Genomic DNA, 22183 nt, shown 5'->3' on the forward strand with positions numbered 1-22183 from the left:
GCGGTCCTCCCCTCTGGTTCGTTGCGGCCGATCATGACGTGCCGACCGCGGCGCAGGCAAGGTGGTGCAGCACGATGCCGCTGGTGGTCGCCACGTTCAGCGAGTCGAAGCCGCCGGCCATCGGGATGCGCACGGTGTGCGCCCGCGCCAGCAGGTCCGCCGGCAGCCCAGGCCCCTCGGAGCCGAACAGGACGGCAGCGCGGGCGGGGCGGGACAGGGCGGCCAGCACCGTCTCGCCGGACGGGCTGAGCGCCAGCGCGGTGAAGCCGTGCCGTTCGAACAGGGCGACCGGATCGCCGTCCAGCCGCGCGGTGGGCACCAGCAGCGTGGCGCCGACCGAGACGCGGATCGCCTTGCGGTACAGCGGGTCGCAGCAGGTCGGGTCGAGCAGCACGGCGTCGGCGCCGAACGCGGCGGCGTTGCGGAAGATGCCGCCCATGTTGTCGTGGTTGCCGATGCCGAACAGCGCCACCACCAGCGCCCGCGGTCCCAACCCGGCCAGCAGGTCGTCGGCGGACGGCAGCGGCGCGCGTCGGCCGAGCGCCAGGATGCCCCGGTGCAGCGGGAAGCCGGCGACGGCGTCCAGCACCGGCTGGGCGGCGGCGTAGACCGGCACGTCGTCCGGCAGTTCGGCCAGCAGCGGGGCCAGCTTCGCCACCCGGTTCTCCGCCAGCAGCAGCGACACCGCCGCGTGCCGGGGCGAGCGGATCAGCAGGCGCAGCACCACCTCGCCCTCGGCGATGAAGTGCCCCTCGCGCCCGGTCAGGTCGCGCTCGCGCACGTCGCGGTAGGCGGCGATGCGCGGGTCGGCGGGATCGGCGACGGGGACGATCTCTGGCATGGTCAGCGGCCGAGCACCCGCAGGAACAGCGGCCCCATCGCCACCGCGGCGGCCAGCGTCAGGAACCCGGCGCCCCAGCCGGCGACGCTCTCCGGCCCGCCCGCGGTCTCCAGCGCCACGCCGAAGACGATGGGGGCGACGAAGGCGCCGGCGAAGCCGAACAGCGAGTGCATGGCCATCGCCGCCCCGCGCCGCCCGGCCCCGGCGGCGCCGACCATGCCGACGGTCAGCGAGGCGCTGTCGGCGGTGATGGTGCAGCCGTAGACCAGCGCGATCGCCGCCAGCAGCCCGTAGGGCAGGGCGGAGGCGAAGCCGATCACCGCGGCGATGGCGGCCGAGGCCAGCATGATGACGGTGAGGAAGCGGTCGCGCCCCCAGCGCTGCGCCGCCTCGTTGCCGAGGATGCTGGCGGCGACGCCGACCATGAGGATCACGGTGGCCAGCGCGGTGACGTGCGCCGGCACCTGCCCCTGCGGCGCCCCGGCGGCGAAGGCCAGGAAGGCGACCAGCCAGCCGCGGCAGCCGAACAGCTCCCAATTGTGGGCGGTGTAGCCGAGGATGTAGCCCATGGCCTTGCGGTTGCGCAGCACCGGGCGGAAGTCGAACAGCGCGGCGAGGCTGGGCGGCGCGTTCTCCGGCACGGTGCGCGGGATGAGCGCGAGGCCGAGCAGCAGCGCGGCCAGCGTCAGCGCCGCGGCGAGCCAAAAGGCGGCGTGCCAGCCGCCCGCTCCGGCGACGAGGCCGGCGGCCAGCGTCGAGCCGGCGACGCCGATCCCGTAGCTGGCGGTGTAGAAGGACATGCAGCGCCCGGCGCGCGGCCCGGCGATGTGGTCGGACAGCACGCGCAGGCCGGGCATGTAGGTGCCGGCCAGGCCGACGCCGCCCAGCGCCCGGAACAGCATCGCCGACCAGAAGCCGTCCGCCCACAGCGCGAAGCCCGCGCAGGACAGGACCGCCACGGCGGTGGACCACAGGTAGATCTTGCGGCTGTCGAGCCGGTCGGTGAGGCCGAGCAGCACCGGGACGGCCAGCACGTAGCCCAGGTGCGCGATGCCGCCGAGCCAGCCGGCCTCGGCGGTGGTCAGGCCCCAGGCCTCGATGAAGACGGGCAGCAGGGCGGGCACCGTCATGGTGCCGGCCATGGTCAGCACCTCGGAGAGGCACATGACGAGGGTGAGGCGGGCGGGGGAGAGCGTCATGCGTTTGCCCCCACCCCCCGCCCCTCCCCCGCTTCGCAGGGGAGGGGAGATAGGACGACCGGCCCCCTCCCCTGCGAAGCGGGGGAGGGATGGGGTGGGGGCACGTGAGTCACCCTCACCCCGCTCCGATCACATGTGCAGCGGACGGCCGTCGACCGCCAGCGCCGCTTCCTTGGTGACTTCCGACAGGGTCGGGTGGGCGTGGCAGGTGCGGGCGATGTCCTCGGACGAGGCGCCGAACTCCATGGCCAGGGCCAGCTCGGCCACCATCTCCGACACGTTCGGGCCGATCATGTGGACGCCCAGCACCTTGTCGGTGCGCGCGTCGGCCAGGATCTTGACGAAGCCCTCGGTGCTGTTGATCGCGCGGGCGCGGCCGTTGGCGGTGAACGGGAACTTGCCAGCCTTGTAGGCGATGCCCGCGGCCTTCAGGTCCTCCTCGCCCTTGCCGACCGAGGCGACCTCCGGCCAGGTGTAGACCACGCCGGGGATCACGTCGTAGTTCACGTGGCCGGCCTGTCCGGCGAGGATCTCGGCCAGCGCCACGCCCTCGTCCTCGGCCTTGTGGGCGAGCATCGGGCCTTCCACCACGTCGCCGATGGCGTAGATGCCCGGCACGTTGGTCTGGAAGTGGTGGTCGATCTTCACGCGGCCGCGCGGGTCCATCTCGACGCCGACGTTCTCCAGGCCCAGGCCCTGGGTGTGCGGGCGGCGGCCGATGGCGACGAGCACGGCGTCGGCCTCCAGCGTCTCCGCGTCGCCGCCCTTGGCGGGCTCGACGGTCAGGGCGACGCCGGTGTTGGTGGTCTTCGCGCCGGTGACCTTGGCGCCGAGCTTGAAGGTCATGCCCTGCTTGGCCAGGATGCGCTGCATCTGCTTCGACACCTCGCCGTCCATGCCCGGCAGGATGCGGTCGAGGAACTCGACGACGGTGACCTGGGCGCCCAGGCGGCCCCAGACCGAGCCCAGCTCCAGCCCGATGACGCCGCCGCCGATGACGACGAGGCGCTTGGGCACCTCGGCCAGCGCCAGCGCGCCGGTGGAGGAGACGATCTTCTCCTCGTCGATCTCGATGCCCGGCAGCGGGGTGACCTCGGAGCCGGTGGCGATGATGATGGCCTTGGTGGCCTTCAGCGTGGTGCCGCCGTTGGCGTCGACCGACACGGTGTCCTTGGCGACGATGGTGCCGGCGCCCTTGATCCAGTCGATCTTGTTCTTCTTGAACAGGAACTCGACGCCGCCGGTGTTGGACTTAACGACCTCGTCCTTGTGCTTCATCATGCCGGGCAGGTCGAGTTCCACGCCGCCGACCTTGACGCCGAACTTGGCGAGGCCGTGCTTGGCCTCCTCGAACTTCTCCGACGCGGTCAGCAGCGCCTTGGAGGGAATGCAGCCGACGTTGAGGCAGGTGCCGCCGAGCGCCGGGCGCTTCTCCACGCAGGCGACCTTGAAGCCGAGCTGCGCCGCGCGGATCGCGCAGACGTACCCGCCAGGACCGCCGCCGATGACGACGACATCGTAAGTGCTCTCAGCCATGCGCTGTTCCTTCCGCCGCGTTCTTGTTGGGTGGCCGGGGAGGGCCTTGTCGCCGCGATTTATGCCCCCCTGCGCCCGCCCGTGCAACGGCCGAGTTCGCCCTTCCGGGCAAGGCGGCCATGAGGGCCGGGAGGGTGGCGGATGGAACGAAGTGGAACACCATGGAACACTGTGCGGGGCGTGTTCAGTTCACGGGGTGGGCTGTTTCCTCGAAAGGAATTTGAACCTATCATGGGAGGGGCGCTCTGGCAAGAGGAGCCCCGGTGACGGTCGCCGCCTCCGGCTGTTGAAGCGGCAACGACCCGCACAGCACAGGGAGGTTCCGATGAGCATGGACGTGACCGTGACGGTGACCCTGGACGCCCCCGACGCCAAGGCGGCGGCGACGTTCGAGGAGGCCTTCCGCGCCTGGGCGCGCACCCAGCCGATGGTGAAGGAGGTCCGCACCGAGCCGCACGCGCGCTGGAACGGCGGCGTCTGGCGCGAGGCCCGCAAGGCCGCCTTCGGCTCGAAGCTCGGCAACCCGTTCGGGCGGACGACGCTGGAGGGATAGGACCCGGCCCGGATCGACCCGCGGCCCCGTCACTGCTGCGAGTCGATCCGCGTCATCTGGTTGGCGGCGATGCCCTCGTGATGGAGGCCGGCCTCGGGGCCGGCGGACGTCACCTCGCGCGGGCTCGGGTCCACGTAGGGGCCGGCGCACGCGGCCAGCGTCAGGGTCAGTACGGTCAGCAGAAGGGCGTGGCGGAACATGGCTCGGCTCCCGTTGGCGGCATGAGCGCCTCAACGGCAAGCTTGTCGCGATTTCCGCCGGCGGCCAGAGGCCTCACGCACCTGTGAAACACGGTGATCCGCCGTGAAGCGTCAGGCAAAGAACCGCAACAGCGCCTCCGTCACCTCCGCCGGCCGCTCCTCGGGCAGGAAGTGGCCGGCGGGGACGCCGTGGCCCTCGGCCTGCGGGGCGTAGCGGCGCCAGATGCCGAGTTGGTCGTCGTAGAGGCGGCCGACGACGCTGCGCTCGCCCCACAGAACCAGCGTCGGGCAGGCCACGCGGCGCCCCTCGGCGCGGTCCTTGCGGTCGTGGTCGAGGTCGATGCTCGCCCCGGCGCGGTAGTCCTCGCACATGGCGTGCACGGTGGCGGGATCGCGGAAGGCGTGCAGGTACTCGGCGAAGGCTTCCCCGTCGAACACCTCGCCGCCGCCGGCGCCGATGGAGCCGAGCAGCCGGCGCAGCCAGTATTCCGGGTCGAGGCCGATGGCGTGCTCCGGCAGCCCGTCGGGCTGGATCAGGAAAAACCAGTGGTAGTAGGCGGTGGCCATCGCCTGGTCGGCCGCCTCGAACACGTGCAGCGTCGGCAGGATGTCGAGCAGCGCCAGCCGCTCCACCCGATCCGGATGGTCGAGCGCCATGCGGTGCGCCACGCGGGCGCCGCGGTCGTGGCCGGCGACGAAAAAGCGCTCGAAGCCCAGCGCGCGCATCACTTCCACCTGGTCCTGGGCGACGGTGCGCTTGCAATGGCGGACGTGGGCGGGGTCGCCGGGGATCTTCTCCGACCGGCCGTAGCCGCGCAGGTCGGCGGCCACCACGGTGAAGCGCTCGGCCAGCGTCGGGGCCACGTGGCGCCACATGGCGTGGGTCTGCGGGAAGCCGTGCAGCAGGAGCAGCGGCGGGCCTTCGCCGCCGACGGCGGCGTGGATCTCGGCGCCGCTGGTGGCGACGCGGCGGTGCGCGAACCCTTCGAACATTGTCCCCTCCCTGGTGGTCTCGTCCGGGGTGCCTCACCCGAATTCGGGTGATGCGTGAAACCCGGAGGTCCCGGCAACCGTTCCCCTGCTACCCGGACCGAACGGATTTGGAGAAGTCTACCATGCGTAAGATCAAGGCCCTCGCGCTGCTCGCCCTCTTCGGCTCGCTGCTGACCGCGTGCAACACCTTCGAGGGCATGGGCCAGGACGTCCAGGCCGGCGGCCGCGCCATGGAGCGCGGGGCGGACAACGTCCAGAAGAAGATGTAAGCACGCGCCTTACCGAAGCGCCCGCCCTCGCCATGGCAGCAGGGCGGGCACTTTCGTTTTGTAGGCCCGGTAGGCGTCGCCGTACAGGGACTCCAGCGTCCGCTCCTCGTGCCGCATCCCGGCCAGCAGGTAGAGCGACGCCCACAGGGCGGTGGCCAGCGACCGCTCGTCCGCCACGCCGCCCCACAGCATCAGCAGCGCCCCGCTGTAGAGCGGGTGCCGCACCCAGCGGTTGGCGCCGCGGATGTGCAGCGGCTCGTCCGCCGGCAGGGCCACGCCCGCGCGGCGCGCGCGGATCTGCGTCAGCCCGGCGAAGCGGCCGAGGTCGTAGCCGGACAGCCCCCACAGGAACACGCCCAGCCCGGCGAGCGCCGCGGCCGCCTGGAGCGCTACCAGCCAGGGCGGCCGGGCGAAGGCCAGGGGATCGGGCAGCAGCCAGCGCCCGGCGGCGAGCACCGCCAGCAGGTGCAGCGCCGCGAACCCGTTGTAGGCCAGCCGCGTGTACGCGCCGAGCCGCAGCCGCGCCGCCACCGCAGGGATGGCGAGCAGGCTGTGGCCGAGGCCGAAGCTGGCCCAGGCGAGGGCGTAGAGGGCGTGGGCGGCGACCGGGTGCATGGGCGGCCTCTTGTTCCCAGTTCGGGAACACGGTATCGTGACGCATGAACGTGATCAAGCGCGCCACGCTGATCGAGTTCTGGGAGCGTCACCTGGAAACCGAGCAGCCGCTGAAAGAGTGGTTCCGCACCACGCAGAAGTCCGGCTGGACGTGCATGAACGACGTGCTGCGCACCTACCCGAAGGCCAAGCCGCTGAACGGCGAGCGGGTGCGGTTCGAGGTCTGCGGCGGCAACTACCGCCTGATCGTGGCGTTCAAGTTCCCGGCGCGCATCGCCTTCGTGAAGTTCATCGGCACGCACGCCGAATACGACCGCATCGACGCGCTGACGGTCGACAAGCATTGAGGCCTGTCATGGACACCATCAAGCCCATCCGTACCGACGAGGACCACGACGCCGCCGTGGCGGACATCGAGCGGCTGTGGGACGCCGAGCCCGGCTCGGCCGAGCATGACCGGCTGGAGGTGCTGGGCACGCTGGTCGATGCCTACGAGGCGCAGCGCTGGCCGATCGATCCGCCGGATCCGGTGGAGGCGATCAAGAGCCGCATGGAGCAGGCCGGCTACACGCAGGCCGATCTGGCGCGCGTGATCGGCTCGCGGGCGCGGGCGTCCGAAGTGCTGGCGCGCAAGCGCCGCCTGACGATGGACATGGCGTGGCGCCTGTCCACCGAGTGGCAGATCCCGGCGGAAAGCCTGATCCGTCCCTATCCGCTGACCGGCGCGCGCGCCGCCTGACGCGCTTTCCCCTACGACTGCATGCGCTTGATGGTGTTGGTCGTGCTCTGCCCGGCCACGAGGTTGGCGAGCACTACCTTGCCGCCGTAGCTCTGCACGAACTCGGCGCCGACCACCGTCTCGATGGTGTAGTCCGCGCCCTTCACCAGCACGTCCGGGCGCAGCGTCCGGATCAGCTGCTCGGGCGTGTCCTCGCCGAAGACCACCACCAGGTCGACGCAGGACAGCGAGGCCAGCACGGTGGCGCGCGCCGTCTCCGACTGCACCGGGCGGGTCGGGCCCTTCAGGCGCTGGACCGACTCGTCGCTGTTCAGGCCGACCACCAGCACGTCGCACGCCGCCCGCGCCTGGGTCAGCAGCGAGATGTGGCCGGGGTGCAGCAGGTCGAAGCAGCCGTTGGTGAAGCCCACCCGCTTGCCGCGCAGGCGCCAGCGCTCGGCGCACTCGGCGGCCTCCTCGCGGGCGGCGACCTTGGCCTCGCCCTGGCGCCATTCCTGGGCGTGCAGGGCGGCCAGCAGCTCCGGCGCGCGAACCACGGCGGTGCCGACCTTGCCGACCACGATGCCGGCGGCGAGGTTGGCGAGGCGCGCCGCGTCGTTCAGCTCCACCCCCGCCGACAGCGCGGCGGTCAGCGCCGCGACGGCGGTGTCGCCGGCGCCCGAGACGTCGAACACCTCGCGCGCCTCGGCCGGCAGGTGCACGGCCGGGCCGGAGCGGGTGACCACGCTCATGCCCCGCTCGGAGCGGGTGGCGATGACGGCGTCGATGCCGCAGGTCTCGATCAGGTGGCGGCAGGCGGTCTCCACCTGGGCGTCGTCGTCGGCCGGCAGGCCGGTGGCCTGCATCAGCTCCTTGCGGTTGGGGGTCACGATGCTGGCGCCGCGGTAGCGGCGGTAATCGGTGCCCTTGGGGTCGACCACCACCGGCAGCCCGGCGGAGCGCGCCGCCGCGATCAGGGCGGCGACCAGCGCGTCGGTCAGCATGCCCTTGCCGTAGTCGGAGAGGATCACCGCGCCGACGGAGGGCAGCGCCGCGCGGGCGGCGGCGAGCACCGCCTCCGCCGAGGCCGGCCTGATCGGGGCGACCGTCTCGGCGTCGGCGCGCAGCAGCTGCTGGCGGCTGCCGATGAAGCGGGTCTTCAGCGTGGTCTGGCGGCCGGGCTCGACGACGATGCCCTCGGCCGGGCCGATCTGCTGCCCCACGATGTGCCGCACCTCGGCGCCGGGGCCGTCGTCGCCGACCACCGAGACGAAGCGGCAGGCGGCGCCAAGGCCGAGCAGGTTGGCGGCGACGTTGCCGCTGCCGCCGAGCATCACCGCCTCGCGCTCGATGCGCAGCACGGGAATGGGCGCTTCCGGCGAGACGCGGTCCACGGAGCCGTAGACGAAGCGGTCGAGCATGAGGTCGCCGACGCACAGCACACGGGCTTGCGCGAGGGCGTCGATGTGGCGGGCGAGGTCGCTCATGCGCACGCTTCTACCAGTGCCGGCCCGTTCACGGCAAGGTGACTGGCCGGTGAGCGGCCGCGGCATCACTCTGTCTGCCATGATCGACCCCACACTCAACCGGGCCGACGACACGCCCCATCCCTCCTCCGCGCGCCGGCTGCTGCCGCTGGCGGTGCTGGCGGCGGGATTCGCGGGCTTCTTCGCGCTGGGCCTGCACCGCACGCTGACGCTGGAGGGGCTGGCGGCGCAGCGCGCCGGGCTGGCGGCGTTCGTCGAGGCGCAGGGCGGGCTGGCGGTGCTGGCGTACGTCGGGGTGTACGCGCTGGCGGTGGCGTTCTCGGTGCCCGGAGGCACGGTATTGACGCTGGCCGGCGGCTTCCTGTTCGGCGTGCTCTGGGGGGCCGCGTACGCCGTGGCGGGGGCGACGCTGGGCGCCGTGGCGGTGTTCCTGGCGGCCCGCTCGGCGCTGGGCGGGGCCTTGCGGCGCAAGGCGCGGCCATGGATCGGCCGGCTGGAGGACGGGTTCCGCGACCACGCCTTCAACTACATGCTGTTCCTGCGGCTGGTGCCGCTGTTCCCGTTCTGGCTGGTCAACCTGGTGCCGGCATTCCTCGGCGTGCCGGTGCGGGTGTACGTGCTGGCGACGCTGGTCGGCATCGTGCCGGGGGCGCTGGTGTACGCGTCCGTCGGCAACGGTCTGGGGGCGGTGCTGGACGCCGGGGAGACGCCGGACCTCGGCCTGATCTTCTGCCCGGAGGTGATTCTGCCGCTGCTGGGGCTGGCGGCGCTGGCGCTGCTGCCGGTGGCGGTCAAGGCGTGGCGGAGGCGGGGGTGACGGAGCGTCTGTCCTGTGGAGTGTGCGTGATCGGCGCCGGGTCGGGCGGGCTGTCGGTGGCCGCGGCGGCGGCGCAGATGGGCGTGAAGACCGTGCTGATCGAGCGCGGCGCCATGGGCGGCGACTGCCTGAACACCGGCTGCGTGCCCTCCAAGGCGCTGATCGCCGCGGCGAAGGCGGCGCACGCGGTGCGCACCGCCGGACGGTTCGGCGTGGTTTTTCCTTTCAGTGGGGGTCATGAAGCGGCGACCGACTTCGCCGCCGTGCACGCGCACGTGCGCGGCACCATCGCCGCCATCGCGCCGCACGACAGCCAGGAACGCTTCGAGGGGCTGGGCGTGCGGGTGATCCGGGCTTCGGCGCGCTTCACCGGGCCGGGGACGGTCGAGGCGGGCGGGGTGGAGGTGCGGGCGCGGCGATTCGTGCTGGCGACCGGCTCGCGCGCCGCGGTGCCGCCGATTCCGGGGCTGGACTCCGTGCCGTACCTGACCAACGAGACGCTGTTCGACCGGACCGTTGCGCCCGGACATCTGGTCGTGCTGGGCGGCGGGCCGATCGGCGTGGAGATGGCGCAGGCGTTCCGCCGCCTGGGCTGCCGCGTGACGCTGGTGGAGAAGCAGACGCTGCTGCCGCGCGACGACCCGGAACTGGTGGAGGTGGTGCGCCGCCGTCTGGCCGCCGAGGGCGTGACGCTGGTCGAGGGCGTCGGCGTCGCCACCGTGCAGCGCGCCGGCAACGGCGTGGCGGCGGTGCTGGACGACGGACGGCGGGTCGAGGGCTCGGACCTGCTGGTCGCCGCCGGGCGCCGGCCGAACGTCGAGGACCTGAACCTGGACGCCGCCGGCATCGAGGCGCACCGCGGCGGCATCCAGACCGACAAGCGGCTGCGCACCACCAACCCGCGCGTCTACGCGGTGGGCGACGTCACCGGCGGGCCGGCCTTCACGCACGTCGCCGGCTACCACGCCGGGCTGGTGGTGCGGAACGCGCTGTTCCGGCTGCCGGCGCGCGAGGACTACGCGGCGCTGCCCTGGGTCACCTACACCGACCCCGAGCTGGCCCAGGTCGGCCCGACCGAGGCGGAGGCGCGCGCTGCCTACGGAAACATCCAGGTGCTGCGCCAGCCCTTCGCGGACAACGACCGCGCCCGCGCCGAGGGCGCGGCGGAGGGGCTGGTCAAGCTGCTGGCGCACCGGGGGCGGGTGGTCGGCGCCTCCATCGTCGGGGCGCAGGCGGGCGAGCAGATCGCGCTGTGGTGCCTGGCGGTGGCGACGCGGGCGAAGCTGTCGACGCTCGCCGGGCTGATGCTGCCCTACCCGACGTTGTCCGAGGCCGGCAAGCGGGCGGCGGGCGGCGCCTTCACGCCCACCCTGTTCGGCGCGAAAACGCGCGCGCTGGTGCGGATCCTGTCGTGGTTCGGATAATCCACAGGGTTGTAACGCTTCCTTAAAGACGCTGTGCTTCACTGGGGCATCGGGCGAGGAGGCTGGATGCGGATCCTGGTGGTGGACGACTCGCGCATGGCGCGCACGGCGCTGTGCCAGCAGCTGGAGGGCTTCGGCCACCAGACGGCGGTCGCCGACAGCGGGGCGGAGGCCCTGGTCCGCACCCGGGACGAGGACTTCGACGTGGTGCTGGTCGATTTCCGCGTCGGCGACATGGAGGGCGTCGAACTCTGCTGGCACCTGCGCGCCGCGCAGGGGGCGAAGCACCTCTACCTCATGCTGATGATCCCCGGCAGCATCACCAACCAGTTCTTCGAGGTGGTGGAGAACGGCGCCGACGAGTTCCTGCGCAAGCCGCTGGACTGGGCGTGGCTGCGCGCCCGGCTGCTCGCCGCCTCGCGGGTGGTGGACATGCAGCGCCAGCTGGAGCGCCTCGCCACCACCGACTCGCTGACCGGCGCGCTCAACCGCGGCCGCTTCATGGCGCGGGCGGCGAACGAGGTGATGCGGGCGCTGCGCTACGCCCGGCCGCTGTCGGCGATCATGCTGGACATCGACCACTTCAAGAAGGTCAACGACACGCACGGCCACGCCACCGGCGACGAGGCGATCCGCAGCGTCGTGCGGGTCTGCCGCTCGCTGGTGCGCGGCGCCGACATCCTGGGCCGCCTGGGCGGCGAGGAGTTCGCCATCCTGCTGCCGGAGACGCCGCCGCAGGGCGCGGTGCTGCTGGCCGAACGCCTGCGCCGCGCGCTGGCGGTGACCGAGGTGCGGATTCCCGGCGGGGTGGGGGTGACCTTCACCGTCAGCGTCGGCGTCAGCGCGCTGAAGCCCGGCGAGGAGTCGGTGAGCGCCCTGCTGGCGCGCGCCGACGAGGCGCTGTACCGCGCCAAGAACGGCGGGCGGAACCGGGTGGTGTGCGACGAGACGCTGGAGGTTTAGCGCCGGCTCATGTGCCCCCACCCAACCCTCCCCCGCTGGGCGGGGGAGGGCTTTTGACGGCTGACAGCGGAGCTCCCTCCCCCGCCCAGCGGGGGAGGGTTGGGGTGGGGGCTCGACGAGAGGTTACACCGCCCGGCTGTGCCGCCCCGCGCCGGTGCTGAGGTAGGTGTCGAAGCGCGCCGCCGGGATGCGCATCAGCGGGCGGGCGGACTCCGGCACGCTCAGGCGGCGGCCTTCCACCATCGCCACGCCGTCGGCCACCAGGTCGCCCATGGCGGCCAGCTCCTCGTCGAAGGCGTCGGCGGGCAGGCCGTGCTGCTCGGCGACCTTGTCCAGGTCCACGGCCATGTCGCACATCAGCCGCTCGATCACCGCACGGCGCACGCGGTCGTCGTCGCTGATCGCCAGCCCCTTCACGGTGGCGAGGCGGCCGGCGTCGATGGCCTCGGCGTAGTGGTCGAAGGGCACGGCGTTCTGGATGTAGCCCTGCGGCAGCTGGCCGATGGAGGACGCGCCGAAGCCCAGCAGCACCTCCGACTCGTCCGTCGTGTAGCCCTGGAAGTTGCGGCGCAGCTCGCCCTTCGCCTGCATCACCGCCAGCTCGTCGGTCGGCTTGGCGAAGTGGTCGAGGCCGACGGCGACGTAGCCGGCGTCGGTCAGGGTCTTGGCGATGGCGGCGAACTGGTCCCAGCGGCCGTAGGAATCGGCCAGCTCGCCCTCGACGATCTTCTTCTGGTGCGTCTTCATCCACGGGACGTGCGCGTAGCCGAAGACGGCGAAGCGGTCGGCGTCCATGGACAGCGCGATCTCGGCCGAGCGGGTGACGCTCTCCACCGACTGGCGCGGCAGGCCGTACATCAGGTCGAGGTTGATGTGGCGGATGCCGTTCTCGCGCAGCCACGTCAGCGTGCGCTCGGTCATCTCGCGCGGCTGGATGCGGTTGACCGCCTTCTGGACGTCGGCGTCGAAGTCCTGCACGCCCAGCGAGGCGCGGTTGACGCCGGCGCGGCCCAGCGCCTTCGCCATGTCCTCGGTCAGGGTGCGCGGGTCGATCTCCACCGCGATCTCGGCGCCGTCCACGATGTCGAACCGCTCGCGCACCAGGGCCATGAGCGCCTCGAAGTCCTCCGGCGCGGTCATGGTGGGCGTGCCGCCGCCGAAGTGGATGTGCGCCACCTTCATGCGGCCGGGGATGCAGTCCGCCACCAGGCCGACCTCGGTGCGCAGGTGCGCGAGGTACTTGGCGATCGGATCGTAGCGGGCGACGATCTTGGTGTGGCAGCCGCAGTACCAGCACATCTCCTTGCAGAAGGGGATGTGCATGTACAGCGAGCCGGGCTTGGCCGGATCGATGGTCCCCAGCCAGCGCCGGTACGTCTCGGGCCCCACGTTGGGCGAGAAGTGCGGCGCCGTCGGGTAGCTGGTGTAGCGGGGCACGCGCAGCCCGTCGTACTTGGCGAGCAGCGCGGAGTCCATCGAGGATGTCTTGGTCATGTCGGGAGAGTGCGTCCAGGCCCGGCGAAGGGCTTTGATCCAGGTCAAAGTCCCATCGTGTCATCCGGATGCGCCTGTCGACAACCGTAGAATCGCTGGGGCTATCGCGGATTCACCACCCGCATGTCCTCCACCAGGTGCTGCTCCAGGAGGCGCAGGTTGCGCAGGTTCGACTTGAAGGCGACGTCGAAGATCGTGCCGATCACCGGGATCGAGCCGGCCGCCCAGTCGAAGGCGATGTTGCCGAGCATGCGGGCGAGCAGCCGCTTCGGCACGCCCATGCGCCGCGCCTCGTCGAGGATGTGCAGCGAGACCAGCGCGGTCAGCGTGTCGCCGGCCACCGGCACCAGGCTGGCGATGCCGTCCAGGCCGAAGCCGATGCGGGTGCCGGGGATGGTCCAGCGGTTGTCGAGCAGCCGCGCCAGCCGGCGCAGGCGGTCCAGCCGCTCCAGACGGTCGACGCTCTCGGCGCGGGCGCGATGGGGATAGGGGGAGGCCATGCTCATGCCGGGTCAACCGCCGGGGATGCCGTCGGGTTCCGCCACCCGCGCCGGCGCGGCCCGCCGGGCCGGCTGGACGGCCAGCACCGCGTAGCCGCACAACGCCGAGGCCAGCGAGCCCACCAGCACGCCCAGCCGCACCGCCACGTCCTTGTCCGCCGCCCCGCCGAAGGCGAGCGCGCCGATGAACAGGCTCATGGTGAAGCCGATGCCGGTCAGCACCGCCACGCCGTAGAGCTGCGTCCACGTCGCCCCGGCCGGCAGCGGCGCCAGGCGCAGGCGCACGGCGATCCACACCGCCAGCATCACGCCGACCTGCTTGCCGACGAACAGGCCGAGCGCCACGCCGAGCGTCACCGGCTCCAGCAGGCTCTCCGCCGTGATGCCGGCGAGCGGCACGCCGGCGTTGGCCAGCGCGAACAGCGGCAGGATCAGGTAGGCGACCCAGGGGTGCAGCGCGTGCTCCAGCCGGTGCAGCGGCGTCTTCTCGCCGTGCGCGCCGTCGGTGCGCAGCGGGATGGCGAAGGCCAGCGCCACGCCGGCCAGCGTGGCGTGCACGCCGGACTTCAGCACGCACACCCACAGCACGACGCCGACGATCATGTAGGGGGTGAGCCGCTTCACCCCGATCAGGTTGAACCACGCCAGCAGCACGCCGCAGGCCACCGCGAAGCCCAGCGCCGTCGGCGCCACGCCGGCGGTGTAGAAGGCGGCGATGATCACGATGGCGCCCAGATCGTCCATGATGGCGAGCGCCAGCAGGAAGACGCGCAGCGAACTCGGCACCCGGTTGCCCAGCAGCACCAGGACGCCGACCGCGAAGGCGATGTCGGTGGCCGCCGGGATGGCCCAGCCGTGCAGGTTTCCCGGCTGGCCCGCGTTGAAGCCGACATAGACCAGCGCCGGCATCGCCATGCCGCCCAGCGCGGCGATGGCCGGCAGCGCGGCGCGGGCGGGGGTGGACAGCTCGCCTGCCAGGACCTCGCGTTTGATCTCCAGCCCCACCAGCAGGAAGAACACCGCCATCAGCGCGTCGTTGATCCAGTGGTGCAGCGACATCTCCAGCCCGCGCGCCCCGGCGTGCACGCCCACGGGCAGGTGCAGCAGCCCTTCGTACAGCGGGGCGGCGGCCGAGTTGGCCCAGACCAGCGCGGCCACCGAGGCCGCCAGCAGGACGATGCCGCCCGACGCCTCGTTGTGCAGGAAATGGCGGATGGCGGTGAGCTTCACGCGCGTGTCTCCGGGGTTCCGTTAGCGACAAGCATTTGGATCGGTTCGATGTGGTGTTGCAGGTGCGAGAATTCAGCGCTGCACCGCAATCGACAACTTCACATTCTTTTAAACATACGTTCATCGGGCCATCACCCGACCTGCGCTAAAGGTGCGCGGCGAATCGCCGCGTCCGGGGACGGGTGCCGGCGCAAGCCGTTGATTTGCCTTGTCAACATGGGCGGAAGGGTAGGGGTGGAGAGGCCGTCTCCAACCGCCATATGTCCTTTTCGCCGCTAGCCAGGGACCGTGGATTCCGGTGACACTCAGCCCAACCAAAGACAAGGCCTCAAGGCCGACGAATATCCGGGAAAACCAAAATCCGGGAGGAACCATGGACGCCCTGTATTGCGCCTGCTGCGGCCGGCCCTTCAAACGCGCTTCGCAGCGCGGTCCTGCCCCGCTCTACTGCTCGCAGGACTGCCGCCTCCAGATGGCGGTGCGGCGCCGCGTCTGGGCCGGGGCCACGACCGCCGCCTGGGCCGCCACCCGCGGCGAGGGCAGGGGGAACGCCTACGCCAAGGTGGCCAACTTCTGACACGGCTTCCACGACGCACCAAGAGAGAAGGGCGTCCCTGTGCGGGCGCCCTTTCGCGTTTCCGGGGCAAACGGACTCCACAGGACACGAGTCCTGTGCTAGAACATAAAGAGAACAAAGTCCTGCACCGACCGGAGGATTCCCATGGCCGAAACCGCCAAGGCCACGCTGCTGGCCGAGTTGCGCAGCCGCATCCGCCGCATGGAAGGGCTGGGCGGCGAGGCGGGCGGCGGCGTGCTGCCGTTCGGGGTGGCGGGGCTGGACGCCGGCCTGCCCGACGGCGGGTTGCCGCTGGGGTGCCTGCACGAGGTGACGGCGGAGGACGCGGGCGCCGGCACCGCCTTCGCGGCGGCGCTGCTCGCCCGGCTGGCCGCGGCGCGCGGCGCGCCCGTGCTGTGGGTGGTGCGCGGCCGCGACCTGCACGCCGCCGGGCTGGCCGCCTACGGACTGACCCCGGAGCGGCTGATCGCCGTGCGGGCGGAGCGCGAGGCCGACGCGCTGTGGGCGCTGGAGGAGGCGCTGCGCTGCAACCGGCTGGCCGCCGTGCTGGGCGAGGTGCGGGGCCTCGACCTGACGGCCAGCCGGCGGCTGCAGCTCGCGGCCGAGGCGGGCGGGGTGACCGGGCTGCTGCTGCAGACGGGGGAGGGGCGTGCCGGGGCCGCCAGCGCCGCGGTGACCCGCTGGCGCGTCGCGCCGGCGCCGAGCCTGACCGACGGCGAGCCCGGCGTCGGCGCGCCCTGCTGGCGGCTGGAGCTGCTGCGCTGCCGCGGCGGCCGGCCGGGATCCTGGCTGGTCGGCTGGCGGGACGGGGCTCTCGTGGGGGTGGAGGCGCCGGCCGAGGCGGAAGGCTTCGCGGCGGTGGCGTAGGGAATGCACCCTACGGTACCGTATCGCGCCCTGGACCCCTGGGGGGCGAACCGCTAAGGTCGATGCCCCGGAGGAACGCCACCGACAAGAAGAGCGACGAGGATGAGCGACAACATCTACGACCTGTTCCGTTCCCGCTTCCCGAAGGACCGGACCCGCCCCTTCATCGAGACGGAGGACGGCGGCATCCTCAGCTACGGTGAGCTGGACGCGGCGGTGGGGCGCACCGCCCGGCTGCTGGCCGACCTGGAGGTGGTCAAGGGCGACCGCGTGGCGGTGCAGGTCGAGAAGTCGGTCGAGAACATCGTGCTCTATCTGGCGGTGGTGCGCGCCGGCGGCGTCTACCTGCCGCTCAACCCCGCCTACACCAAGGCGGAGGTCGAGTACTTCCTGACCGACGCCGAACCGCGCGTCTTCGTCTGCCGGCCGGAGACCGAGGCGGCGCTGCGCGCGGTCGCCGACACGGCCAAGGTGGCGCACGTGCTGACCCTGGGCACCAAGGGCGACGGCAGCCTGCCGGAGCGGGCCAAGGGGCTGGACCCGGACTTCGCCACCGTGCCCTGCGGCCTGGATGACCTCGCGGCGATCCTCTACACGTCGGGGACCACCGGGCGCTCCAAGGGCGCGATGATGAGCCACCGCAACCTCGGCTCCAACGCGCAGGTGCTGCACGACTACTGGGGCTGGCGGCCGGACGACGTGCTGCTGCACGCGCTGCCGATCTTCCACACGCACGGCCTGTTCGTCGCCACCAACTGCGTGCTGCTGAACGGCACGCCGATGATCTTCCTGCCGAAGTTCGACGCCGACCAGGTGCTCTCGCTGCTGCCGCGCGCCACGGTGATGATGGGCGTGCCGACCTTCTACACCCGCCTGCTCGGCCATCCCGGCCTGACCAGGGAGGCGGTGGCGCACATGCGCCTGTTCATCTCCGGCTCGGCGCCGCTGCTGGCCGACACCCACAAGGAGTTCTCGGCGCGCACCGGCCACGCCATCCTGGAGCGCTACGGCATGACCGAGACCGGCATGCTGACCTCCAACCCGCTGGACGGCGAGCGCATCCCGGGCACCGTCGGCTTCCCGTTGCCGGGCGTCGAGCTGCGGGTATGCGACGACCAGGGCAAAGTGCTGGGGCCGGACGAGATCGGCGTCATCGAGGTGAAGGGGCCGAACGTCTTCTCCGGCTACTGGCGCATGCCCGAGAAGACGGCGCAGGAGATCAAGCCGGACGGCTTCTTCATCACCGGCGACGTCGGCAAGGTGGATGCGCGCGGCTACGTGCACATCGTCGGCCGCGCCAAGGACCTGATCATCTCCGGCGGCTTCAACGTCTACCCGAAGGAGGTCGAGACGGTGATCGACGGCATCGACGGGGTGGTGGAGTCCGCGGTGGTCGGCGTGCCGCACCCCGACTTCGGCGAAGCGGTGACCGCGGTGGTTCTGCGCAAGCCGGGGGCGTCCGGGCCGGACGAGGCGCAGGTCGTGGCGGTGTGCAAGGAGCAGCTCGCCAACTTCAAGGTGCCCAAGCGCGTCTTCTTCCTCGACGAGCTGCCGCGCAACACCATGGGCAAGGTGCAGAAGAACCTGTTGCGCGACCGCTATGGGGAGACGTTCAAGGGGTAGAATCAAAAGCCCCTCCCTCGTTGCGGGGGAGGGGCTTCAGCTCACTTCGTGCCGAACATGCGGTCGCCGGCGTCGCCCAGGCCGGGGACGATGTAGGCGTTCTCGTTCAGGTGGCTGTCCAGCGACGCGGTGAACACCTTCACCTTGGGGTGCGCGGCGTGGAAGACGCGCATGCCCTCGGGCGCGGCCACCAGCGCCATGAAGCGGATGTTCTCGTCGGCGACGCCGTGCCGGTTCAGCACGTCGCAGGCGTGGACGCCCGAGTTGCCGGTCGCCAGCATCGGGTCGACCACGATGAAGATGCGGCCCTCGGCCTCCGGCAGCTTCACCAGATACTCGTGCGGCATCTTGGTGTCGTGGTCGCGGTAGAGGCCGATGTGCCCCTCGCGCGCCGACGGCACCAGTTCGTGCAGGCCCTGCGCCATGCCGAGGCCGGCGCGCAGCACCGGCACGATGGCCAGCTTCTTGCCGGCCAGGACGGGGGCGTCCATGGGCTCCAGCGGCGTCTCGATCCGCTCGGTCGTCATCGGCAGGTCGCGGGTGATCTCGTAGCCCATGAGCAGCGAAATCTCGCGCAGCAGCTGCCGGAAGCCGCCGGTCGAGCGCTCCTTCTCCCGCATCAGCGTCAGCTTGTGCTGGATCAGCGGGTGGTCGAGGATGAACAGGTTCGGGAAATCGGGAATGGTTCGCATGCCCCGATGGTAACGCGGGCCGGGGAAAGAGCCAAGCGCCGGACGCGGCCCCTCCCTAACCCTCCCCCGCTGACGCGGTGGAGGGAACTCCGCCGATGTGTTGGCAAACTCCCTCCACCGCATGAGCGGGGGAGGGGTGGGGAGGGGGCAACATCACCGTGCGGCCGCCCGGCGCGGCGCCCAGGCCGGCGCGCCGCGGTCGTCGTCCTCGTCGAACAGCTCGGCCAGCTTGTTCATCATGGTGCCGCCGAGCTGCTCGGCGTCCACGATGGTGACCGCGCGGCGGTAGTAGCGCGTCACGTCGTGGCCGATGCCGATGGCCACCAGCTCCACCGGGCTGCGGCCCTCGATGTACTGGATGACCTCGCGCAGGTGGCGTTCCAGATAGTTGCCGGCGTTGACCGACAGCGTCGAATCGTCCACCGGCGCGCCGTCGGAGATCACCATCAGGATGCGCCGCTGCTCCGACCGGGCGATCAGGCGGTTGTGCGCCCACAGCAGCGCCTCGCCGTCGATGTTCTCCTTGAGGATGCCCTCGCGCAGCATCAGGCCGAGGTTCTTGCGGGCTCGCCGCCACGGCTGGTCGGCCGCCTTGTAGACGATGTGGCGCAGGTCGTTGAGGCGGCCGGGGTTGGCCGGCTTGCCGGCCGACAGCCACGCCTCGCGCGCCTGCCCGCCCTTCCAGGCGCGGGTGGTGAAGCCGAGGATCTCGGTCTTCACCGCGCAGCGCTCCAGCGTGCGGGCCAGGATGTCGGCGCTCATGGCGGCGATGGAGATCGGCCGGCCGCGCATGGAGCCGGAATTGTCGATCAGCAGCCCGACCACCGTGTCGCGGAAATCAGTCTCCTTCTCCCGCTTGAAGGACAGCGGCAGCACCGGGTTGACCACCACGCGGCTGAGGCGCGCGGCGTCGAGAATGCCTTCGTCCAGGTCGAACTCCCAGCTGCGCGTCTGCTTCGCCATCAGGCGGCGCTGCAGGCGGTTCGCCAGCTTCGAGATGACGCCCTGCAGGTGCTGGAGCTGCTGGTCGAGCATCATGCGCAGCCGCGCCAGCTCGTCCGGGTCGCAGAGGTCAGCGGCGTCCACCACCTCGTCGAACTGGGTGGTGAAGGCCTTGTAGGCGTTGGGATCGACCTCGTTGCGGCGGCTGTTCTCCGGGCGCCAGGGGTGGCCGGGGCCGGCCGGCTCCTCCGAGCCCTCGCCCTCGCCCATCTCGGCGTCGCTGTCCTCGCCGCCCTGCTCGGCGCCGTCGCCGAGGTCGCTCTCCTGCATCTGCGGGGAGGACATCGACTCCGATTCGGTGGAGACCTGGTCCTCGCCGCGGGTCTGGCCGTCGTTCGGCTCGTTCTCGTTCTCCTCGGACTTGCGCTCCTCGTCCTCGTCCTCCTCGGTCTCCGGCTCCTCGCCGACGTCCATCTCCAGCTCGGCCAGCAGCTTGCGCACGGCGCGGGCGTAGGAGTCCTGGTCGGCGATGTGCTTCGAGAGGCCGTGGAAGTCCGTGCCCAGCTTCTCCTCGACCCAGCCGCGCCACAGATCCACCACGTGGGCGGCGTTCGGCGGCGGCGCCTCGCCGGTCATCAACTGGCGCGCCATCAGGCGCAGCGCCTCGGCCAGCGGTGCGCCGTCGCGGTCGGTGATCTTGTCGAAGCCGTGCTTGCGGTAGCGCTCCTCCAGCGCGGCGCCCAGGTTGTGCGCGACGCCCGGCATGGCGCGCGCGCCCAGCGCCTCGCAGCGCGCCTGCTCCAGCGCGTCGTAGGCGGCGCGGGCGGTGTCGCCCAGGGGCATGCGCTGGGCGTGGATGGCGTTGGAGTGGAAGCGCAGCCGCAGCGCCACCGCGTCGGCGGCGCCGCGCACCGTGGCGACGTCGTGCGGGTTGAGGTCGCGCGGCGGCACCGGGATGCGCGCCCGCGTGCCCAGCAGGCCCGGCGGCTCGGAGGAATGCGTGACCTGCACGTCCTCGCGCCCCGCCAGGGCGCGCACCGTGGACGCGGTGGAGCGCTTGAAGATCTCGACGGGGGATTCGCGGTCGGAGGACATGTGTGGGACGGTCTCGGTTGGCGTGGGGACTACTGGGGCTTCACGGATTTCACGGATTGGGTCACGGATTTCACGGATCTTCCTAGGGAAGCACTCTGCGGAACGTCAGGCCGGGTGTTCCGAAATTGAACAGCAGACCAACCGGCATGGTGCTGGCGCGCAGGTAATTGATCACCTGCTTGACGTGCGGCTGGGCGATGGCCTCGGCGACCTTCAGCTCCACGATCACCCGGCTCTCGACGACCAGATCGGCGTAGTAGGTGCCGACGCTGTGCCCCTTGTACCGGACATCGAAGGGAACCTCCTGTCCGACGTCGAGCAGGCGCTCGCGCAACTCATGGACGAAAGCCTTCTTGTAGACGGATTCGACAAAGCCCTGGCCGAGCGCGTTGAAGACCTCGTAGCCGGCCCCAATGATGCGCTCGGTCAAGCTTTCCGTCTCGCCGTCGAGAACCACCCTCATCCGTGAAATCCGTGCCTAAATCCGTGAAATCCGTGAAGACTTGGTACGCACTCCAAGGATGAGGGGCGCAGGGTCACACCAGGTTGACGCTCACCCCCGTCTCCGGCAGTTCGGCGCCGAAGCAGCGCTGGTAGTACTCGGCCACGGCCGGGCGCTCCACCTCGTCGCACTTGTTCAGGAAGGTGATCCGGAAGGCGAAGGCCACGTCGTTGAAGATCTTGGCGTTCTCCGCCCAGGTGATGACCGTGCGCGGGCTCATCACGGTGGAGATGTCGCCGTTGATGAAGCCCTGGCGGCTCATGTCGGCCAGGCGCACCATGTTGGACACCGTCTCGCGCCCCTTGGCGTCGTCGTAGCCGGCCACCTTGGCCAGAATGATGTCCACCTCGGCGTCGTGCGGCAGGTAGTTCAGCGTCGCCACGATGTTCCAGCGGTCCATCTGGCCCTGGTTGATCTGCTGCGTGCCGTGGTACAGGCCGGTGGTGTCGCCCAGGCCCACCGTGTTGGCGGTGGAGAACAGGCGGAACGCCGGGTGCGGGCGGATGACGCGGTTCTGGTCGAGCAGCGTCAGCTTGCCTTCCACCTCCAGCACGCGCTGGATCACGAACATCACGTCCGGGCGGCCGGCGTCGTACTCGTCGAACACCAGGGCGCAGGCGTGCTGCAGCGCCCAGGGCAGGATGCCCTCGCGGTACTCGGTCACCTGCAGGCCGTCGCGCAGCACGATGGCGTCCTTGCCCATCAGGTCGATTCGGCTGATGTGGCTGTCGAGGTTGACGCGGATGCACGGCCAGTTGAGGCGGGCGGCCACCTGCTCGATGTGGGTGGACTTGCCGGTGCCGTGGTAGCCCTGGATCATGACGCGCCGGTTGTGCGCGAAGCCGGCCAGGATGGCGAGCGTGGTGTCGCGGTCGAACTGGTAGGCCTCATCGACGTCCGGCACGTGCTCGGTGCGCGTGCTGAACGCCGGCACCTGCATGTCGCTGTCGATTCCGAAGGTCTGGCGCACCGACAGCGTGATGTCCGGCACGTGGTCGAACAGGGCCGAACTGGCCTGCGTGGCTCCTTGAGACGGCATGAGTACG

General features: G+C 71.3%; 24 protein-coding genes. 10 read left to right on the top strand and 14 right to left on the bottom strand.

The window, feature by feature from the left end; all coding sequences use genetic code 11:
* Positions 1–31 precede the first annotated feature (31 nt).
* From ACRWK7_RS14965 to lpdA, 3 genes are all read right to left on the bottom strand, one after another.
* Positions 32–841: a TrmH family RNA methyltransferase gene (locus ACRWK7_RS14965; RefSeq protein WP_431857055.1), complete on the bottom strand. Its 810-nt coding sequence runs from the start codon at positions 839–841 to the stop codon at positions 32–34.
* A 2-nt stretch (positions 842–843) separates the two neighbouring features.
* Entirely contained in the window at positions 844–2040 is a 1197-nt protein-coding gene (locus ACRWK7_RS14970) for an MFS transporter (RefSeq protein WP_431857056.1), read from the bottom strand.
* Between the two features lie 129 nt (positions 2041–2169).
* Entirely contained in the window at positions 2170–3576 is a 1407-nt protein-coding gene (gene lpdA, locus ACRWK7_RS14975; protein WP_431857057.1) for a dihydrolipoyl dehydrogenase, read from the bottom strand.
* 325 nt (positions 3577–3901) lie between these two features.
* On the opposite strand from lpdA, the gene ACRWK7_RS14980 reads away from it, so the two are divergent.
* Positions 3902–4129, top strand: coding sequence for a hypothetical protein (locus tag ACRWK7_RS14980; RefSeq protein ID WP_431857058.1), 228 nt, complete (start codon positions 3902–3904; stop codon positions 4127–4129).
* A gap of 29 nt (positions 4130–4158) precedes the next feature.
* Here the strand turns inward: ACRWK7_RS14980 and ACRWK7_RS14985 are convergent, their stop codons facing one another.
* Positions 4159–4329 (bottom strand): hypothetical protein, encoded by a 171-nt coding sequence (locus ACRWK7_RS14985; RefSeq protein WP_431857060.1) that lies wholly within the window; start codon positions 4327–4329, stop codon positions 4159–4161.
* A gap of 111 nt (positions 4330–4440) precedes the next feature.
* Positions 4441–5322, bottom strand: a complete 882-nt coding sequence (locus tag ACRWK7_RS14990; RefSeq protein WP_431857061.1) for an alpha/beta fold hydrolase — start codon at positions 5320–5322, stop codon at positions 4441–4443.
* A gap of 122 nt (positions 5323–5444) precedes the next feature.
* Between ACRWK7_RS14990 and ACRWK7_RS14995 the strand changes: the two genes are divergently transcribed.
* Positions 5445–5591 (top strand): entericidin A/B family lipoprotein, encoded by a 147-nt coding sequence (locus ACRWK7_RS14995; protein WP_431857062.1) that lies wholly within the window; start codon positions 5445–5447, stop codon positions 5589–5591.
* Between the two features lie 9 nt (positions 5592–5600).
* Here the strand turns inward: ACRWK7_RS14995 and ACRWK7_RS15000 are convergent, their stop codons facing one another.
* The gene (locus ACRWK7_RS15000; protein WP_431857063.1) at positions 5601–6206 is read right to left on the bottom strand and encodes a methyltransferase family protein; all 606 of its coding nucleotides are present in this window, start codon (positions 6204–6206) and stop codon (positions 5601–5603) included.
* 44 nt (positions 6207–6250) lie between these two features.
* Between ACRWK7_RS15000 and ACRWK7_RS15005 the strand changes: the two genes are divergently transcribed.
* A complete protein-coding gene (locus tag ACRWK7_RS15005) occupies positions 6251–6553 on the top strand; it encodes a type II toxin-antitoxin system HigB family toxin (RefSeq protein ID WP_431857064.1) in 303 nt (100 codons plus the stop codon).
* A gap of 8 nt (positions 6554–6561) precedes the next feature.
* Positions 6562–6945, top strand: coding sequence for a helix-turn-helix domain-containing protein (locus ACRWK7_RS15010; protein ID WP_431857065.1), 384 nt, complete (start codon positions 6562–6564; stop codon positions 6943–6945).
* A gap of 11 nt (positions 6946–6956) precedes the next feature.
* Here ACRWK7_RS15010 and rfaE1 read toward each other — a convergent pair whose 3' ends face one another.
* The gene (gene rfaE1, locus ACRWK7_RS15015) at positions 6957–8411 is read right to left on the bottom strand and encodes a D-glycero-beta-D-manno-heptose-7-phosphate kinase (protein ID WP_431857066.1); all 1455 of its coding nucleotides are present in this window, start codon (positions 8409–8411) and stop codon (positions 6957–6959) included.
* 79 nt (positions 8412–8490) lie between these two features.
* Here rfaE1 and ACRWK7_RS15020 point away from each other — a divergent pair, with 79 nt between their 5' ends.
* The 3 genes from ACRWK7_RS15020 to ACRWK7_RS15030 all read left to right on the top strand — a co-directional run bounded on the left by ACRWK7_RS15020 (position 8491) and on the right by ACRWK7_RS15030 (position 11615).
* The gene (locus ACRWK7_RS15020) at positions 8491–9228 is read left to right on the top strand and encodes a TVP38/TMEM64 family protein (protein WP_431857067.1); all 738 of its coding nucleotides are present in this window, start codon (positions 8491–8493) and stop codon (positions 9226–9228) included.
* Complete coding sequence (locus ACRWK7_RS15025; RefSeq protein ID WP_431857068.1) at positions 9225–10652, top strand: dihydrolipoyl dehydrogenase family protein; 1428 nt, start codon at positions 9225–9227, stop codon at positions 10650–10652. The genes ACRWK7_RS15020 and ACRWK7_RS15025 overlap by 4 nt, the downstream gene beginning before the upstream one ends.
* 66 nt (positions 10653–10718) lie before the next feature.
* Complete coding sequence (locus ACRWK7_RS15030; protein ID WP_431857069.1) at positions 10719–11615, top strand: GGDEF domain-containing response regulator; 897 nt, start codon at positions 10719–10721, stop codon at positions 11613–11615.
* A gap of 123 nt (positions 11616–11738) precedes the next feature.
* Here ACRWK7_RS15030 and hemN read toward each other — a convergent pair whose 3' ends face one another.
* The 3 genes from hemN to nhaA form a co-directional block, all read right to left on the bottom strand.
* Positions 11739–13109 carry an oxygen-independent coproporphyrinogen III oxidase gene (gene hemN / locus ACRWK7_RS15035; RefSeq protein WP_431857070.1) on the bottom strand — a complete coding sequence of 457 codons (1371 nt, stop codon included), beginning with the start codon at positions 13107–13109 and terminating at the stop codon, positions 11739–11741.
* A gap of 101 nt (positions 13110–13210) precedes the next feature.
* Complete coding sequence (locus ACRWK7_RS15040; RefSeq protein ID WP_431857071.1) at positions 13211–13615, bottom strand: DUF4112 domain-containing protein; 405 nt, start codon at positions 13613–13615, stop codon at positions 13211–13213.
* A gap of 6 nt (positions 13616–13621) precedes the next feature.
* Positions 13622–14839 (bottom strand): Na+/H+ antiporter NhaA, encoded by a 1218-nt coding sequence (gene nhaA / locus ACRWK7_RS15045; RefSeq protein WP_431857072.1) that lies wholly within the window; start codon positions 14837–14839, stop codon positions 13622–13624.
* A gap of 373 nt (positions 14840–15212) precedes the next feature.
* Here nhaA and ACRWK7_RS15050 point away from each other — a divergent pair, with 373 nt between their 5' ends.
* The 3 genes from ACRWK7_RS15050 (at position 15213) to ACRWK7_RS15060 (ending at position 17906) form a co-directional block, all read left to right on the top strand.
* Positions 15213–15416: a hypothetical protein gene (locus ACRWK7_RS15050; RefSeq protein WP_431857074.1), complete on the top strand. Its 204-nt coding sequence runs from the start codon at positions 15213–15215 to the stop codon at positions 15414–15416.
* A 144-nt stretch (positions 15417–15560) separates the two neighbouring features.
* Positions 15561–16283, top strand: coding sequence for an ImuA family protein (locus ACRWK7_RS15055; RefSeq protein WP_431857075.1), 723 nt, complete (start codon positions 15561–15563; stop codon positions 16281–16283).
* Positions 16284–16385: 102 nt separating this feature from the next.
* Positions 16386–17906, top strand: a complete 1521-nt coding sequence (locus ACRWK7_RS15060) for a malonate--CoA ligase (RefSeq protein WP_431857076.1) — start codon at positions 16386–16388, stop codon at positions 17904–17906.
* Positions 17907–17947: 41 nt separating this feature from the next.
* Here ACRWK7_RS15060 and upp read toward each other — a convergent pair whose 3' ends face one another.
* From upp to cobS, 4 genes are all read right to left on the bottom strand, one after another.
* Positions 17948–18598, bottom strand: coding sequence for a uracil phosphoribosyltransferase (gene upp, locus ACRWK7_RS15065; protein WP_431857077.1), 651 nt, complete (start codon positions 18596–18598; stop codon positions 17948–17950).
* A gap of 153 nt (positions 18599–18751) precedes the next feature.
* Positions 18752–20635, bottom strand: coding sequence for a cobaltochelatase subunit CobT (gene cobT / locus ACRWK7_RS15070; protein ID WP_431857078.1), 1884 nt, complete (start codon positions 20633–20635; stop codon positions 18752–18754).
* Between the two features lie 82 nt (positions 20636–20717).
* Complete coding sequence (locus ACRWK7_RS15075; RefSeq protein WP_431857079.1) at positions 20718–21098, bottom strand: GxxExxY protein; 381 nt, start codon at positions 21096–21098, stop codon at positions 20718–20720.
* A gap of 73 nt (positions 21099–21171) precedes the next feature.
* Positions 21172–22176, bottom strand: a complete 1005-nt coding sequence (cobS, locus tag ACRWK7_RS15080; RefSeq protein ID WP_431857081.1) for a cobaltochelatase subunit CobS — start codon at positions 22174–22176, stop codon at positions 21172–21174.
* Positions 22177–22183 lie beyond the last annotated feature (7 nt).

The organism is Azospirillum sp. (assembly GCF_050789165.1).